The organism is Candidatus Bathyarchaeota archaeon (genome assembly GCA_026014685.1).
Taxonomy (GTDB): domain Archaea; phylum Thermoproteota; class Bathyarchaeia; order Bathyarchaeales; family Bathycorpusculaceae; genus Bathycorpusculum.
Map to the genome: position 1 here is coordinate 89,658 of JAOZHW010000001.1, position 15,556 is coordinate 105,213.

A 15,556-nucleotide genomic window follows, 5' to 3' on the forward strand; every position below is an offset into this window, starting at 1 on the left:
GTTTGTTTATGGCTAAATACAGATGTACCGTGTGCAACTGGGTTTATGACGACGCAAAACAGAAAGTCAAATTTGAAGATTTACCCAAAGAGTGGGTCTGCCCCATCTGCGGCGCACCCAAATCAGCGTTTGTACTCTTAACCGAAGAAAAAACCGCCAAAGAAGCTCCACCTGAAAAGGCGAAGAGCACCGTTTCCGACGTGTTAATCAACCAGATCGCGGCTTGGGGCGTAAAATACGTTTTCGGAATCCCAGGAACCTCCACATTAGGCGTCGTGGATGCCATTCGTAAAACAAACGGCAAAGTCCACTACATCCAAGTGCGCCATGAAGAAACAGCGGCGTTTATGGCTTCCGCCTATGGAAAACTCACTGGACACATCTCGGCAGTCTTGGGTATTTCTGGGCCAGGTGCAACCAACCTCGTTACAGGACTCTACGACGCACAATTGGACCACGCGCCTGTTTTGGCTTTAACTGGTTTGGTGCCCCGTAAACTAATCGGCAAAGGAGCAATCCAAGAAATCGATCAACACGCCTTCTTTGAACCGCTAAGCGTTTACAATAAGACATTGATGACAGAAGACCAGACAACTTCGTTGGCGACGTTGGCGATTAAGCATGCACTGCTAGATCAAGGAGTCGCACACATCGGCATCCCAAACGACGTACAAAAGTTGCCGTACGAAGCAGAGATTTTGCCATTTGAAGGTAGAATGCCCAACATGGCTTACGGCCAAGAAGAATGGGTAATAGAGAAAGCCGCCAAAGTAGTCGACCAAGCCAATCGCCCAGTTATCTTAATCGGGTTTGGGGCAAGAGGACAGGGAACTAAACTGCTTAAACTAGCCGACAAAATCGGAGCACCGATAATCGCCACTTTCCGCGGCAAAGGCATCGTAGACGAGACCGATTCGCGGTACATGGGTTGCCATGGCGGTGTGGGCTCAACAGCGGCGGCGAAGATCATGGAAAAAACCGATTTACTCATAGCAGTAGGCTTGTCGTTTTCGGATTTGTCCCAGATCCCACAGAAACGCATGGTGCAAATCGACATCAACCCCCTAATGATTGCGAGGCGTTACCCTGCCGAGGTCGCGTTGTTGGGTAACAGCGCGGTTTTGATTCCAAAGTTAACCGAGAAAATCGCCGAGAAAAACCGAGCGGACTATGTAGCTGAAGCTGCCAAACTCAAAGAGGCATGGCTAAAGCAGCTCCAAGCGGAAGCCGACCCAACAGCCAAACCCATTCGTCCACCCTACATCATGAAAGTGCTAAACGAAAAGGTTGCTGATGACGCGGTGATTTCGCTGGATGTGGGCGAGAACTGTTGGTGGTTCGGGCGCAACTTTCTCATGAAGCGGTCTCAGAAGATGGTGATGAGCGGCACTTTGGCGACGATGGGATTCGGGTTACCAGGCGCGTTGGCGGCTGCCTTTGCGTATCCTGATAGGCAAATCGTCTGCGTGACAGGCGACGGCGGTTTAACGATGGTGCTGGGCGACTTCCTAACCGCGTTAAAGTACAATTTGCCCGTGAAGGTGTTTGTTATCAACAACAAACGGTTGGGCATGATTATGCAGGAACAGAAGGTCGAAGGATACGAGGGCTGGCAAACCGAGCTACATGATTTCAGCTTCGCCGACTTCGCCTCAAATGCAGGCGGCTTAGGCATCAAAGTCACCGAGCCAAAAGAGTTAGAAGCTTCAGTTGAGGTGGCATTGAAATCGGATAAGCCCACGATTGTGGACATCGACACTGACCCAAGACGGTTCCCGCAATAACAACCTTGAAAGAAGCGTTACAGCAACCTCATAGCTGGGTTACAAGTTTAGTTAATTCTAGGTAACATAAGAACGTAGCTTGCGACTTTCTATATATAACGGAGGGGAGAGGGGCGGCAGAGCAACCGCGAGATTTTTGCTCGTGGGGTTAAAGTGTATGCTGTTTATTGTAATGCGAAAAAGTATCTGTTAAGTAAAAGCAGCCAATTCATACGTTAAGGAATTAATTTTCTAAGCCGAGTTGCGAGAACGCAACGTTACAATCCCTGATGGTTGATTGCCTCTTAAGTAGAGTTACAGTCGAGCATTCAATGGAAGACTTGAAAAACTAACCTACAAAAAAGCTTAAAGATTGCAAACCAGAAAACTCCTGATAGATAACGCTTAAAACCAAAGTTTACATTCCTAAAGGCTAACGAGGAATAGAATTGAAAATCATCTCTGGCCCCGCATCCAAACCGCTCGCTGAAGCAGTCTCAGCGCAAACAGGCTTCCCAAACGTGCCCGTTGTCTCGAAGGTTTTCCCCGATGGTGAATCCTACGTCCGCTTAGACGGCGACGTAACGGGCGAAGAGGTTGCAATAATCCAAACCACCTGCCCCCCAATGCAGGACGGCAGACTCTTCCAACTTGCTTTCCTTGCTGACTCAGCTAAACGCGCTGGCGCAACCAAAGTCACCGCTGTTGTTCCCTATCTTGCTTACGCTCGTCAAGACAAGATGTTCCTCGCAGGTGAAGGCATAAGCGTAGAAACCATCGCACGCATGCTCAAATCTGCAGGAATCGACGAGTTGCTGACGGTTAACATCCATTCTGAGCACTCGTTAGCGCAGTTTCCTTTTCCAGCACGCACGACCAGCGCTATCCCGCTCATCGCCGACTACTTCGTCAAAAAAGGCTACCGCGGCGCATACGCACTCTCACCTGACAAGGGCGCCATGTACATAGCCCAGCAAGCCCAGAAAGTGTTGGATGGCGACGCAGGGCACCTCAACAAGACCCGCGACCGCTACACTGGGCAAACCGTACAGACCGCCGAAGGATTAAACGTTAAAGACCAAACCGTCATCATCCTCGACGACATCATCAGCACAGGCGGAACCATCGTGGGTGCAGCAAAAATCCTGCGTGAAAACGGCGCAAAACACGTCTTCTGCGGTTGCGTGCATGGTTTGCTCATCGGCGACGCGGAGAAGCGCATCCTCGACGCGGGTGTGGAGGAAATTGTGGGTACCGATAGCGTCCCCGGATCGGTGAGTAAGGTTTCGTTGGCGCCGCTGATTAGTCAAGCACTCAAAGGCGCAGTGTAGTGCCTAAGCTTTTCTTTTTGCTCTCAGGCGAAAACTTGACGCTTCCTGCGGCGGAAGTTAAGGCGATTTTGGAAGCGGAAGGCTACATGTACTCGAATGTTTGCGAGTTTGACCAAGTTCTGAGTTTGGATTCCGATTTGGATTCAGTGCGGCTTGTGCAGATTCGTTCGGCTTACACGCGAGTCTGCGCCCAAGAATTATTGGTTGCAAACGCAAACTACACCGACATCGCAGACGCAGTCAGCAAAACTGACTTCTCAGATGTGCTGAAGGGCGGCGAAAGCTTCGTAGTCCGCATTAACCGCATCAAGAACTACGCCGACGCCGAAATCAACACCATGACACTCGAGATAAAACTGGGGGGACAAATCCTTAGGCAAAACCCAGGCACAAGCGTTAACCTCAAAAACCCCGACAAAACCTTCATCGGCATAATCACCAACAACAAACTCGTTTTAGGCTTAAAACTCACCGACATAACCAGCAAAACCTTCTCTGAGCGCCGTCCACGCAAGAAACCATTTTTCCACCCCTCAGCCATGCCGTCAAAGATGGCGCGGTGCATGGTGAATTTGTCGCGGGCGAAAGCTGAGTCGGTGCTGCTTGATCCCTTCTGCGGCACAGGCACCTCGCTTATCGAAGCGACCTTCATTGGGTGTCGCGCGGTTGGGGTGGATGCACAGAAGAGGATGGTTTTGGGTACCAGAAGAAACCTCAAGCACTTCGGCATAGAAGCGGAGGGGCTGATTTGGGGAGACTCCCGCAAGATTCCGCTTTTCAAGGTGGATGCGGTTGTGACTGATCCGCCTTATGGTCGCTCGTCAAGCACCCTAAAATCCACAACTATCCAGTTAGTCAGAGATGTTTTAGCTGCCTCGTATGCGCTTTTGGGGGTGGGGCAACGGATTTGTATAGCCGCACCCAAAACATTAAACATATCCCAGTTAGGCGCCGAGTTGGGCTTTAAGCATGTGGAATCCCACTTTGCCTACGTCCACGCCACCCTGACAAGGGAAATTGCGGTGTTCGAAAAGGTGCAAAAGTCATGAGTATCCGAGTGATGTTCTTGGGCACAAGCGGAAGCGTACCCACCCTGAAGCGCAGCCTGCCAGCCGTTGTGGTGCAGTGCCCGCGTGACCAGTGGATGTTTGACTGCGGCGAAAACGTCCAGCGGCAGATGATGCAGGCAAAAGTCAGCTTCCACAAAAAACTCAAAATTTTCATAACCCACTTGCACGGCGACCACGTGTTGGGTTTGCCTGGGTTACTGCAGACGATGGCGCTTATGGAACGCAAAGAACCCGTACAAATCTATGGCCCAGTGGGGCTCAAAAGCTTCTTGCTGTGCACTAAGGAAACGTTGAACTTTGGTTTAAACTACCCCGTTGAAATCAGCGAAATCATAGGCGAAGGTACAATCTGCGACACCGCCGACTACGCGGTTGTGGCCTTCAAATCCAGCCACGCCGTTGATGGTTACTGTTTTGCGTTTGAAGAGAAACCGCGCCCAGGCAAGTTTTACCCCAAAAAAGCCTTAGCTCTCGGTATCCCTGAAGGCGAGTTGTGGTCTAAGTTGCAGAGCGGAAAAGAGGTTAAAGCCCCTAACGGCAAAACCGTGAAGCCAACTGACGTGATGGGTCCAATGCGCAAAGGGAGAAAAATCGTCTACACAGGCGACACCAAACCCTTTGAAAGCTTCGCTAAACACGCCAAAGGCGCGGATTTGGTGATTCATGATTGCACCTTCGATGACTCGCTTATGGAAAAAGCGGCAATAGATGGGCATTCAACTCCAACTCAGGCGGCGGCTCAGGCAAAAGCTGCAGGCGCAAAACGCCTTGTCCTCTCACATATTAGTGCAAGGTACCCCGACGCCACAGCGCTTCTGGAGCAAGCCAAAAAAGTGTTTCCCAATACGGTGCTGGCGGAGGATTTCTTGGAGCTAGAGTTGCCGCTAAACGAGTAGCTCTTTGAGTTTTGCGATGCTTTCGGGCACTTTGCGCATGGATTCAACGACTACGGTTTTGTCGTATCCGATTTTTTTTAGTGACTCCGCAAACTGTTGGTAGTCGATGTTGCCGTCCATGACGCCGTTGTGTTGGTCGTCGGTGCCGTCATTATTGCTGGCATGTATGTGGACGATTTTGTCTGCGAGTTGGTTGATGAAGGGCTGAATTTGAGCTTCCAAGTTAGCGTGCCCCAAATCTAGGGTTATGCCGATGGGCAGGTTGGTTTCTTTGTAGAAGCGCATGAACTCAGCGGGGGTACTCATCAAAAACCAGTACTTGTTAGGCAAATTCTCCAACGCCAAATTCACCCCATACTCCTCTGCCTCACTGTAAAGTTCTTCTATGCTTTGACACATAGTTTTGAAGTCAGCGTCAGGATAAAACTGCCCGATACCTGTGCGCTGGGCGGGGTGGAAAACCCACATCTTTGCGTCAATGGCGCGGGCGTTTGAGAGCGACTGCTTAAGGCGTTTCATGGACGCAGCCAACATAGGTTTAGCAGGGGCACCGATGTTAATGTCAGCGAAAGGCGCATGCAGCGAGTAGGTTAAACCGTAGGATTTGGCGGCTTCACGGAGTTGGGTGATGCGGGTTTTGTTGAGGTCGTGGGTGCCGTCATCGAGGATTTCGATGTATTTGGTGTTCATGGTGCCTAAGCGTTTTATCATGCGGTTGAAGGGTTCGCCTAGACAGTAGAGCATTGAAACGCCAACTTTCGCTTTAGACATATATGTTCCTCTGTTAGGGGGCGGGTTGGGTTAAGAGCTAAACCTGCCTAAATAAGTTAATCCCCAAAATGAAGTCAAACCTTTAGAATGTTGTACTTGTTTTTTCTGCCCTAAAACGCTTATTGAAATAATGTTCGTCCATACTGAACCGAACCTTTTGCGGTTCGAGTCGTTTTGTACTGTACCTGTCTCAAGCCCAGCGCTAACTCGGCAAATTCCTTAAGCGTTGTATAGCGGAATTCCCATGTCGGCACACCATACCGCAGCCCACTGCACATGGTATCAGCGTAAACGTAGAGTCTGTGCCCCATGTAATCGAATGCCGCATGTTTTTCTTCGCCGTATTTGGGTTCGGCGAGTATTTTGAAGGGCCAGATTTTGCATGCTTCTGGCTTCATATTCTGTAGCGCACAGAAATATTGGTGGCTGTTGCTGCAGAGGAAAGCGCAGCTGCCGTCGCTGCACCGTTTTATGTAGAAGCGGTCTAACCCCGCCACCGTGGTCTCAGAGCCAAACGTCTTGGTTAGCCGCAGCCACTCTGGAAAGCCAAGGACCACGCTGTAGAGTTTACAGCAGTAACCGCAGGCTCTGCAATGCCAATCCGCAACGTTTTGCCATGGAACAAACTGCACTTCAAACCACACCCTCACTCATGGAGGGGTTAGTTAAAATATTTTCTTAGCGCCACCAAACAAACATGGGTCTTTTCGGCTACTTTTTTCTGTACAAATAAATCGTATGCGACGGGTAACCGAGCTTGGGGTTTTCGCAGTAAGTCTCTATCTTCTCAGGAGGCCAACCAACAATCTCGTAGTCATGCGAGACGACGCGGGCGCCTTTTTTGAGGTCACGCTCCAACTTGGGTTTAACCTTCTCGTTGGCACTTGTAGTCAAATACAGGTAAACGACGTCTGCTGAAGTCAAGTTTACCGCGAACATGTCAGTGTTTAAGATTGTTACACGATCGTCTAAGCCGTTCTCGTGGATTGCGCCGAGAGCTTTTTTAGCTAAGTCCTCGCGCAACTCGATGCCTACTCCGCGGGCGCCAAAAGTTTTCGCCGCCATAATCACCGTTCGCCCATCGCCCGCGCCGAGGTCAAATAGGACTTCGCCCGACTTCAAATCCGCCAGTTTAAGCATGTACTCTACCACGCAGGTGGGGCTTGGAACAAACGGAGCGATAAACACTCAAAATCCTCCAAAAACGATGTTAAGCTACGTAAGCGTCTTTTTTAGTCTGCGGTCTTCTGGCTTCTCCGCATTTCACGCAGCTCTGAGCGCACAAATCAAGGTATTTTTCTTCTTCTTTAGAGCCTACTGCTTTTGCAGCTTTGGCGCAGAGTTCACTGGGTTCATTGCAGCCTTCTTCTTTGCACAACCCTGAGATGTATTGGCAGATTTCCTGTACGTCTTTTGGCTCCAAAACTGCTCTGTTGGTGCGAACCAGCAAGCAAAGTTCCCGTGCCATTACGCAGGTTTTGACGAATTTGATGCGTTCTAAAACTTCTTTGCGCAGGTTTTTTCGGCTTATCTCCATTATAGGGTCTCCTAAGATTGTCCACGCAGACATCATCACTAGATGACTCTTCACTTAAAAAGATGATGTTCAATAGCTGTGCCGTGGAAAACGAACAACAGAACAATCACTTGAACCGTTTGCTCAGCGATTTGCGTTCAGCTTCCAAAACAAGTTCATAGAAGTGATCAGAAAGTGTCGGCTCCTTCTCTAACACACCCGCTATGTCTGCGGTTGAAACCCGCCTTGCACTCAAAGCCACCGCAGCAGCCTTACCATAACGCTCGATGAGTGCGGCGGTTTGTTTAGCGTAGCTACGCATCTTTTCCTCGTTTTTGGCTAGATGCTCCCCTTTTTTCTCTAAGAGCCCCACAGCTTTTTCTTCCTCCACCTTCAAAAGTCCAATCGCAGAGGAACCGCACCTTGGACATTTGGGTCTGTCGGGGAGGTCTTTTATGCGAATCATCTCCATGTAGTCCCAGCAAGCTGTACAGACAAAGTTGCCTGTCTCGTTGAGCAGGCGTGCTTTGGCGGATTCAACCAGCACGGTTCGCATCTTCTCTGGTGGAATCAAATCAGTCTTCATACTCACCCGCTCAATGCCCACACGCGCCACCGGAGTCGGGTTACCACCCGTCTTAACCACCTGCAAACGCACATCCCCTCTGCGAAGCCTCCCAAGAACCATCACCAAGCCGTCGGCGTCAAGGTCTTTGGTGAAGACTTCCTTGAGCCCTTCCTCGTAGATCGGTGTGCCCTCGAAGCTTGAGATCAATTTCTGGAGGCTTACGTTGCTAAAGTCTGCCCATTTCTTGAGTGCACCAAAGCGTCGGGCAACTTGGATGACGCGGCGCTTGAATAAGCCTGTTTTAACTGTTGAGAACGTAAGGGTGCTGCGGATGGCGGGTTCAGGCATGTCTTTAATTTCGTTTAGCACCTCGACGAGGCGCTCTGCGGTCATGGCGCCCATGGTCTGCACGAAAATGCGGTATGGGTCATGCTGCACCACTATGCCCCGCCCCAGCTTATCAGATAGCACCTGCCCAAGGAACTGCGCCAAAGCACGGTTCGTCAGAGAGCCAAAGTTTGAGTGAATTATGGTGAATTCGCTCCAGTCCTCAACTACGATGCGCTGGGGGGTTGGAACTGGAAAACCGCTTTGCGCCTGCTCCCAAGTCTCAGCCAAAGCATTCAAAATGTTCTCGGCGTCGGCGGGGTAACGCTCAGCGAGGAGCACGCTGATTTGTTTTGGGGTTGCGCCTCTGTGGGTTTGTTCTTCGACGAAGCCGCGAATTTCAGCCACCTCCTGAGCCACTTCGTAAGGCACAGGGATTTCTTCACCTATCCAACTCGGAATCGAACCACTGGGATCGTCAACGGGTCGCACGTAGACTTTGTCTTCGGTGGCGTGGATAATTTGCCAAGGGCTGCCACGGATGATGAATTTGGTTCCGGGTTTACCGTACTCAGCCATGAAAGCCTCATCCAAAACCCCAATAGAAGACTCAGTGGATTGGTCGATTACGAGGAACTGTTTTTCTTCAGGAATCATCGACAAATTGTCAAAGTAATACTCAAAGAGCGCGTTTGTGCGTTGAGGTTTGAGCACGACTTGGTCTTCAAAGGATGCCCAAGCTAAACGTGGAAACCGCTGATGCATGTACTTGATGATTTTCTCTACATCGGCTATGGTGAGGTTTTGGAAGGGTGCAGCTTTCTGGCAGAGGTCAAGGATTTCTTTGAAGGTTAAGCGACGATTCTTGAGCAGAAGTCCCGCAACTTGATGGGTTAAAACGTCATAGGGCTTGTCGGGCACGGTGATGGGTTCAAGCTTCTCTTCCAATGCGCGACGTGCTATTGCGAGGGCTTCAAGGGTGTCGTCGGAGTCCATGCCTATGGTTAAACCTTCAGACAGGTATCCGTAAGTGTGTCCTGCCCTGCCGACCCGCTGGATAAGCCGCGAAACCTGCCTTGGACTCATATACTGGATGACGAGGTCTATATGACCAACGTCTATGCCCAGTTCAAGACTACTGGTAGCGATTAAGCCTTTAAGTGCGCCTTTTTTGAGCCCTGCTTCGGCAGCTATGCGGGAAGGTTTCGCCAGCGAACCATGGTGAATTGATATGGGGAAATCCATGTCCCAGACCTTGAAGCGGGATGCTAAAACCTCAGAGATTGAGCGTGTGTTAGTGAATAGGAGTACGGATTTACGTTTGGTCATGTAGTCACGGATAATCCGTAACCTCGCGGCTACTTCGGGATGAGTGAAGATTTTGCTTGCAAACCGCACATCCTCCGCAGTGGGTTTAGGATAAATCACCTGCAACTTTACCATTTTAGCGACAGAAACCCGCACAATTTCCACGGGACGCTGGCTTCCGACGAGGAACTGCGCGACTTTTTCTGGGCTGCCAACGGTTGCGGACAAACCTATCATTTGAAACTCTTTGCCAATTAACCCCCGCACGCGTTCCAGCGCCAGCGCCAGTTGGCTTCCGCGTTTGCTGTCAGCTAACTCGTGTACTTCGTCTATGACTACCCAGTTTAGGCTCTGCAGGTGCTGACGAAGAAGCCAACCTGAGAGTATGGCTTGGAGTGTTTCAGGGGTGGTGATTAGGATGTCGGGTGGGCATTGGCTTTGGCGGGTGCGCTCTTTTTGTTCGGTGTCTCCGTGGCGGACGGCGAGTTTAATGTCGAGGTTGTTGCACCACCACTGCAGACGCTCAAGCAAATCTCGATTCAACGCACGCAGCGGTGTAATGTAGAGCACTTTTATGCCAGGAGTTTTAGGCTGCTGCAAAAGCAGACTTAGCACTGGCAGGAAGGCGGCTTCGGTTTTCCCCGTTGCCGTCGGCGAGATAAGCAATACATTTTTGCCTTCGAGGATTTTGGGGATTACTTTTTCTTGTGGTTCGGTGGGTTTAGAGAAGCCTCGCTGCTCAATTAGCCTTCGCACTGGCTTGACAAGCATTTCAAAAGCGTTCTCTGTGTTGGTTTGCAATACAAAGGGAACCTCAATTGATTGAAAGTAACTTTGATGTGCTGTAAAAAACGTTGCGCAAATTTTTCTGGTATGTCAACTTTAGCGGTATAATGTGGCTGGTGGAGTTTTTTGGTGTTTTCTTGCTGAAACTACCTCTGCGAAAAGGGTGGTTTCTACATTTCCCAGCCCATGTTCCTGCAGCATTGACATAAACATGTATAATCCCCATGATTACTCAGACAATATCTATGGGAACACTATGGAAACTTTTTTATCCAATCAGCCGAAAAACATCAAAGCGATAAACGGAGGAAAAATGCAAATGGCTAAATGTCCAAAATGCTCAACTGAAGTCTCAAAACCCAAAAAGACATGGAAAATGGCAGGCCGCCCAGATAAAGCTGGAAAACGCATGCAACTGGAAATCGGTCTCTACGAATGCCCCAAATGCGGCAACGTATTCCGCGAAGTATTAAGCAAAAAGAAAGTTTAAATTAAAACAGTGCTCGAATTTGAGCACTTACTTTTTATTTTTTTAACGAAGCGGTAGTTTTAAAGCCATCTTAATTCTAGAGAGCTAACTGCTCGGTGAAGACATAAGTGACTGGATACACTAAAATCTTCAAAAACGACTACGTAAAAGCCGCAGTCACCATCGGGTTGATGGCAACGATAGTTTTGGGGTTCTATTTTGGGTTAGCGGTGGCGCTTGGAACGTCGGTTCCGCTGCGGGTGGTCACAAGCGGCAGCATGTGCACCGCTGAAAACGGATGCGACGGCTGGTCATGTGCCTTTGAGCACACGCTGCACAGAGGCGACATTATCGTCATTCAAAATGTAAAGCCTGAAGAGTTGAATGCAGACTACCCCAACAGTGACATCATAGTTTTCCAGAAACCCACCACACACGAGAACCCCGATGAAACCCCAGTTGTTCATCGAATCGTAGAAAAGTACCAAGTCGATGGAGTCTGGTATTTCCAGACGAAGGGCGACGGCAACGGTTTGGATTGGCCTGCGTCAGTAGATGTTTCGGATTATGATTCACATGGCGCGCTTTGGTCGACTGGCGAAGGCGTGCCGCAGGATCTCGTGTTGGGCAAGGTAGTTATGCGGATTCCCTACTTTGGCCACATCACCTTGATTATGCAGGAAAACAATTTTGCGGTACCCCTTGTGGTGCTGCTTATTGTTTTGCTGGTCGGGGTTCAATTTGTTGCTCCAGCCGTCAGAGCAAAGAAGAAGAAAAGAGTAGAACAAAAAGGCTCAACTCTTCAAGTATAGATGTATTTATAAAGAAAGGCTTCGATAAAGTGAATATTTAGGCGGCAAAGCAAGAGGAGAAACAATGCCAAAAGTGAAAGCGGCAGTAAGCATTGAAAACGTGGTAGCGTCTGCAACCCTCAACCAAAAAGTTGACTTAAACGCAGTCGTCAAAGGCTACCCAGGCGTTGAATACCGACCTGAACAGTTTCCCGGCCTAGTTTTCCGCTTAAAACGTCCCAAAACTGCTACGCTGATTTTTAATTCCGGTAAAATGGTTTGTACAGGCGCCAAATCAGAGAAAGAAGCTAAACGTGCCGTTATGAAGGTAATTAAGGAACTCAAGAAGGGTGGCATCATAATCATCAGTAAACCTGAACTTAAAATCCAAAACATCGTAGCGTCAGGCGGGTTAGGCGGCATGATTGACCTCGAAAAAGCAGCTTACACGATGGGGCACGCGATGTATGAGCCTGAACAGTTTCCCGGCTTGATTTACCGCATGGAAGACCCTAAAGTCGTCATTTTGCTCTTCGCAAGCGGCAAACTCGTCTGCACAGGCGCTAAACATGAACCAGACGTCTATGTTGCGGTAGAAAAACTGCATAAACTACTGGAAGATACCAGCCTAATCTACTACGAATAGCTGTCACCTATTTTTTGACTTGCTTTAGAATCGTTTTGAGATTTTCTTTATCAAGAGCACCGATTTCAAAGAGCGTGTTGGCTACTTCGCTGATCTTCAGCATCGGATGCAGCTTTATGCCTTCTTTTTCCAAAAGCGCTCTGCCACCCTCTTCTCGATCCAAAAAAACCACTGCGTCGGTTACTACTCCACCTTCAGCGCGGACTGCCTCAGCTGCATTCTTAAGCGTCAACCCAGTCGTGAGCAAGTCGTCAAGCAACAAAACGCGATCGCCTGAAATCAGAATACCTTCGACTCGTCGTTCTCTACCATGCAACTTGATGTCTTTTCGGATGTAGATAAACGGCTTTCTTAGGTTGTAGGCGATTTGTGACGCGAAAGGTATGCCTGCTAAGGGGATGCCTGCGATTCGGTCAAAGTTTTTGAGCCCCACCTCCTGGGTTATGTGTTGCGCGTAGTAGTCGCAGATTTCTCGGAACGCGTCGGGGAAGCTGGGGATTATGCGGAGGTCAACATAGTAGGGGCTTGCTTTGCCCGATGAAAGCTGAAAAACCCCAAACTTGACTGCATCTAACTTGAAAAGTATGTTAGCGATTTTGTCTTTTTTCTCAAGAGCCAACTTTTCATTCTTCAAGACTACTCCCTCTTAGAAACCTGATAGATTTTATGAAGTTGAGGAACCAAACAGGCGGTTTTGCGCAGGTCCCGCTGAACCAGTTCGGCGAAGCGGTTCTGGCTCTGCACGCTTCCAGTATGATATGGCACCGCAAGGGGCGGTTTGGTTAAGCGGGCGATTTCAAACCCAGATTCAGCCGAAGCACCAGGCGCAATGCCCACAGTGCAGAAAACCACGTCGAACTGTTCTTTTTGCCCCATCAACGCTAACTCAGGAAACGGCAGACTGTCAGCAGTGTGGTAAACTTTCACATTGTCCTCGCTTGTGATTATGTAAGTGTTGGGGGCTTGAGCGGGGTGGTTGCTTTTTTCCGCTTTTATGGTGACAGCACCGATTCTGGTTTCTTCTCCAAGCTTGATTTCTCGGAGTTTATCATTTGGGATGACGTGTTGGAGTTTATTGGTTGAAGCGGGGTCGGCGATGACGACACAACCAGTGGCTTTTTGGACGGCGGTTATGAGTGGGGGATCAAGGTGGTCGTAGTGTTCATGGGTGATTAGGATGGCGTCAACGACTGGGAGACTTTTTGGTTTAATGTCCACGGGGTCGATGACGAGTGTTTTGGTGGGAGTTTTAAGTAGAATGCCACTGTACTGGTTGAACCAGACGAAGAAGATGGTGTTAGCTTCAGGGATATTTTGAATGGACAAATTGATTCCTCACAACTACTATGCAAACATGGTTTTAAAGAAGTTACGCAAATTAAGAAACTAAAATAAAGCTGCTTTTTCTAGCCCTAAATAAAAAACGTCACTAAAGAGTGTGTCATGTCACATCTCTTGAGAACGCTCTTTGTATTATTTACAGTTCAAAATTTTTGGTAGTCGATGGGAGGCTTCAGAGGCTTGAGTGGCCAACTGCGATTTCTTCGCGATCTCCCAGTATTTTGGGGCGCATACGGTTCCGTATCCGCACCTGCTGAAAATCACGCGACGTCTCAAAGCTGACCTCCCCTCCCTTATATAAAGAACAAATTTGTGACTTTGGTTTTGGCTAAACATTTTTAGGTATGTGGATTGTGTTGTAGCACAAGCTTTCTTTTGCGTATGCTGCTATGAGTAGAAATATCCATCCTTATTTGCGTAGTCACTAACACTAGATTCCAATATAAACATCCTGTTTCAACCATAAACTTCCATGGACCGCTAAGCTGCGGTTGCATGTTTTTTGGTTAGTTGTTGTTACAGAAAAAGCCCTATACACAACAACCTTCGAACAATATTGTGGTCTCTTTTTTAGGTCTGATTCGTTGTAGTTAGAGACAGACAAATTTTGACTGCGCTGCAGAGTTGACTGCATACAAATAAAAACGGCAGACAGCTAAAAGAAAACCCGTTGACCAGTTACACCTTGTTAATAACATAATTTCCAAGAACCAGATAGTCAAGACCAGTTGTGAAAAAGCAGCGAATGGCATCCAGTGGCGATTCCACAATCGGTTCACCCATCACATTGAAACTAGTGTTCAAAAGAACTGGAACACCACTTAGTTTCTCGAACTCTTTTAGCAAGCGGTGAAACCGCGGGTTGGTTTCTCGATGAACTGTCTGTAGGCGCGCCGTTCCGTCGACATGAGTAACTGCTGGAATAACTGCTTGTTTGTCAGGTAGTACACGACAAACTTTTAGCATAAAGGGGTCCGCCACATTTTGTTCAAAGAACTTTGGTGTGTCCTCTATTGGACAGGCGGGCGCGAAAGGCCTAAATGCTTCTCGGTGCTTTACCTGCGCGTTTATCTTTTCTTTCATGTCTGGTAATGTTGGATTTGCAAGGATGCTCCGATTGCCTAAAGCGCGCGGTCCAATTTCCATTCGCCCTTGGAACCAACCGATTATATGACCACTTTGCAGTAGTTCGGCTGTCTCAGTTTCTAGTTTGGTATCTGGAAGGTATTTGTACTTCAATTTAAACGCAGCAAGTAACCTCTCGATGTCGGAGTTTGCGTATTCGCTGCCTATGAACGGGTTGTCATGAACATAACTTCTAGGCTGCCCTAAGATGCAGTTGTACACGTAAAATGCCGCACCAATCGCGGTCCCGTTATCACCCGCCGCTGGCATGACATACAAGTCTTTAAATCCGCTTTCCCGAACCAACCTGCCGTTGGTTACACTGTTAAGGGCAACACCACCGGCAATCACCAAGTAATCCTCCTGTGTGCGTTCATGTAGCAAGCGGGCCATTTTTAGCATGCATTCTTCGAGTTGCTTCTGAAAGGCGGCGGCAACATCGAGATGGCGTTGCTCAAATTTGGCGGTTTTGATCCTCTCACGTGGTGCCCCAAAGGTTTCGCAGAATTTCTTGCCACAACTAAACGAATAATATCGTGCATCAAAGTATGACAGATCGACGCCGATTGACATGTCGTCGTTAACCCAAAACATTTTTTCTACAATCTTGCCGAAAGTTTCTGGGTTACCCAAAGGTGCAAGCCCCATTGTTTTGCCCTCGTCATAATTTCCCCTAAAACCACAGAAAACTGTAGCTGCTTCATACGCCATGCCCAAAGAGTAGGGAAAATAATCTTGACTTATGCGGTTGAAAGTGTTTCCTCTTCCGGTTCCTTTGAAAGTCGAGGCCCACTCGCCCCAGCCGTCTACTGACAGCAAAGCGGCCTTTCATAGGGGCTCACTAAGAA

15 protein-coding genes are annotated in these 15,556 nt (G+C 48.8%); 7 read left to right on the forward strand and 8 right to left on the reverse strand.

The annotated features are described in order from the left end of the window. The first annotated feature begins 8 nt into the window (after nucleotides 1-8). The 4 genes from NWE96_00480 (at nucleotide 9) to rnz (ending at nucleotide 5,060) form a co-directional block, all read left to right on the forward strand. The gene (locus NWE96_00480; GenBank protein MCW3982453.1) at nucleotides 9-1,784 is read left to right on the forward strand and encodes a thiamine pyrophosphate-binding protein; all 1,776 of its coding nucleotides are present in this window, start codon (nucleotides 9-11) and stop codon (nucleotides 1,782-1,784) included. A 428-nt stretch (nucleotides 1,785-2,212) separates the two neighbouring features. Continuing rightward, the gene (prs, locus tag NWE96_00485) at nucleotides 2,213-3,094 is read left to right on the forward strand and encodes a ribose-phosphate diphosphokinase (GenBank protein MCW3982454.1); all 882 of its coding nucleotides are present in this window, start codon (nucleotides 2,213-2,215) and stop codon (nucleotides 3,092-3,094) included. After that, nucleotides 3,094-4,143, forward strand: coding sequence for a DNA methyltransferase (locus NWE96_00490; protein MCW3982455.1), 1,050 nt, complete (start codon nucleotides 3,094-3,096; stop codon nucleotides 4,141-4,143). The genes prs and NWE96_00490 overlap by 1 nt, the downstream gene beginning before the upstream one ends. After that, on the forward strand, nucleotides 4,140-5,060 hold the full coding sequence (rnz, locus tag NWE96_00495; protein MCW3982456.1) for a ribonuclease Z: 921 nt from the start codon (nucleotides 4,140-4,142) through the stop codon (nucleotides 5,058-5,060). The genes NWE96_00490 and rnz overlap by 4 nt, the downstream gene beginning before the upstream one ends. Here the strand turns inward: rnz and NWE96_00500 are convergent. The 5 genes from NWE96_00500 to NWE96_00520 form a co-directional block, all read right to left on the reverse strand. After that, nucleotides 5,049-5,831: a sugar phosphate isomerase/epimerase gene (locus NWE96_00500; protein ID MCW3982457.1), complete on the reverse strand. Its 783-nt coding sequence runs from the start codon at nucleotides 5,829-5,831 to the stop codon at nucleotides 5,049-5,051. The genes rnz and NWE96_00500 overlap by 12 nt on opposite strands. Nucleotides 5,832-5,950: 119 nt before the next feature. Continuing rightward, nucleotides 5,951-6,463, reverse strand: a complete 513-nt coding sequence (locus NWE96_00505; GenBank protein MCW3982458.1) for a YkgJ family cysteine cluster protein — start codon at nucleotides 6,461-6,463, stop codon at nucleotides 5,951-5,953. Nucleotides 6,464-6,542: 79 nt separating this feature from the next. After that, nucleotides 6,543-7,019 carry a class I SAM-dependent methyltransferase gene (locus NWE96_00510; GenBank protein MCW3982459.1) on the reverse strand — a complete coding sequence of 159 codons (477 nt, stop codon included), beginning with the start codon at nucleotides 7,017-7,019 and terminating at the stop codon, nucleotides 6,543-6,545. A 22-nt stretch (nucleotides 7,020-7,041) separates the two neighbouring features. Further along, the gene (locus NWE96_00515; protein MCW3982460.1) at nucleotides 7,042-7,368 is read right to left on the reverse strand and encodes a hypothetical protein; all 327 of its coding nucleotides are present in this window, start codon (nucleotides 7,366-7,368) and stop codon (nucleotides 7,042-7,044) included. Nucleotides 7,369-7,474: 106 nt separating this feature from the next. Continuing rightward, nucleotides 7,475-10,351, reverse strand: a complete 2,877-nt coding sequence (locus NWE96_00520) for a DEAD/DEAH box helicase (GenBank protein ID MCW3982461.1) — start codon at nucleotides 10,349-10,351, stop codon at nucleotides 7,475-7,477. Between the two features lie 304 nt (nucleotides 10,352-10,655). Between NWE96_00520 and NWE96_00525 the strand changes: the two genes are divergently transcribed. From NWE96_00525 to NWE96_00535, 3 genes are all read left to right on the forward strand, one after another. Further along, entirely contained in the window at nucleotides 10,656-10,826 is a 171-nt protein-coding gene (locus NWE96_00525; GenBank protein MCW3982462.1) for a chorismate-binding protein, read from the forward strand. A gap of 107 nt (nucleotides 10,827-10,933) precedes the next feature. Beyond that, nucleotides 10,934-11,617, forward strand: a complete 684-nt coding sequence (locus NWE96_00530; GenBank protein ID MCW3982463.1) for a hypothetical protein — start codon at nucleotides 10,934-10,936, stop codon at nucleotides 11,615-11,617. 64 nt (nucleotides 11,618-11,681) lie between these two features. Continuing rightward, entirely contained in the window at nucleotides 11,682-12,242 is a 561-nt protein-coding gene (locus tag NWE96_00535) for a TATA-box-binding protein (protein MCW3982464.1), read from the forward strand. Between the two features lie 7 nt (nucleotides 12,243-12,249). Here NWE96_00535 and pyrE read toward each other — a convergent pair whose 3' ends face one another. The 3 genes from pyrE to NWE96_00550 all read right to left on the reverse strand — a co-directional run bounded on the left by pyrE (nucleotide 12,250) and on the right by NWE96_00550 (nucleotide 15,527). Next, nucleotides 12,250-12,876: an orotate phosphoribosyltransferase gene (pyrE, locus tag NWE96_00540; GenBank protein ID MCW3982465.1), complete on the reverse strand. Its 627-nt coding sequence runs from the start codon at nucleotides 12,874-12,876 to the stop codon at nucleotides 12,250-12,252. 2 nt (nucleotides 12,877-12,878) lie between these two features. Next, on the reverse strand, nucleotides 12,879-13,568 hold the full coding sequence (locus tag NWE96_00545) for an MBL fold metallo-hydrolase (GenBank protein ID MCW3982466.1): 690 nt from the start codon (nucleotides 13,566-13,568) through the stop codon (nucleotides 12,879-12,881). A 693-nt stretch (nucleotides 13,569-14,261) separates the two neighbouring features. Then, nucleotides 14,262-15,527 carry a carbamoyltransferase gene (locus tag NWE96_00550; GenBank protein MCW3982467.1) on the reverse strand — a complete coding sequence of 422 codons (1,266 nt, stop codon included), beginning with the start codon at nucleotides 15,525-15,527 and terminating at the stop codon, nucleotides 14,262-14,264. Nucleotides 15,528-15,556: the final 29 nt, after the last annotated feature.

What these genes read in the sequence shown, in the direction of transcription:
- NWE96_00525 (MCW3982462.1), top strand. Translation starts at nt 10,656, where the DNA reads ATGGCTAAATGTCCAAAATGCTCAACTGAAGTCTCAAAACCCAAAAAG.
- NWE96_00500 (MCW3982457.1), bottom strand. Translation starts at nt 5,831, where the DNA reads ATGTCTAAAGCGAAAGTTGGCGTTTCAATGCTCTACTGTCTAGGCGAA.
- NWE96_00535 (MCW3982464.1), top strand. Translation starts at nt 11,682, where the DNA reads ATGCCAAAAGTGAAAGCGGCAGTAAGCATTGAAAACGTGGTAGCGTCT.
- rnz (MCW3982456.1), top strand. Translation starts at nt 4,140, where the DNA reads ATGAGTATCCGAGTGATGTTCTTGGGCACAAGCGGAAGCGTACCCACC.
- NWE96_00515 (MCW3982460.1), bottom strand. Translation starts at nt 7,368, where the DNA reads ATGGAGATAAGCCGAAAAAACCTGCGCAAAGAAGTTTTAGAACGCATC.
- NWE96_00480 (MCW3982453.1), top strand. Translation starts at nt 9, where the DNA reads ATGGCTAAATACAGATGTACCGTGTGCAACTGGGTTTATGACGACGCA.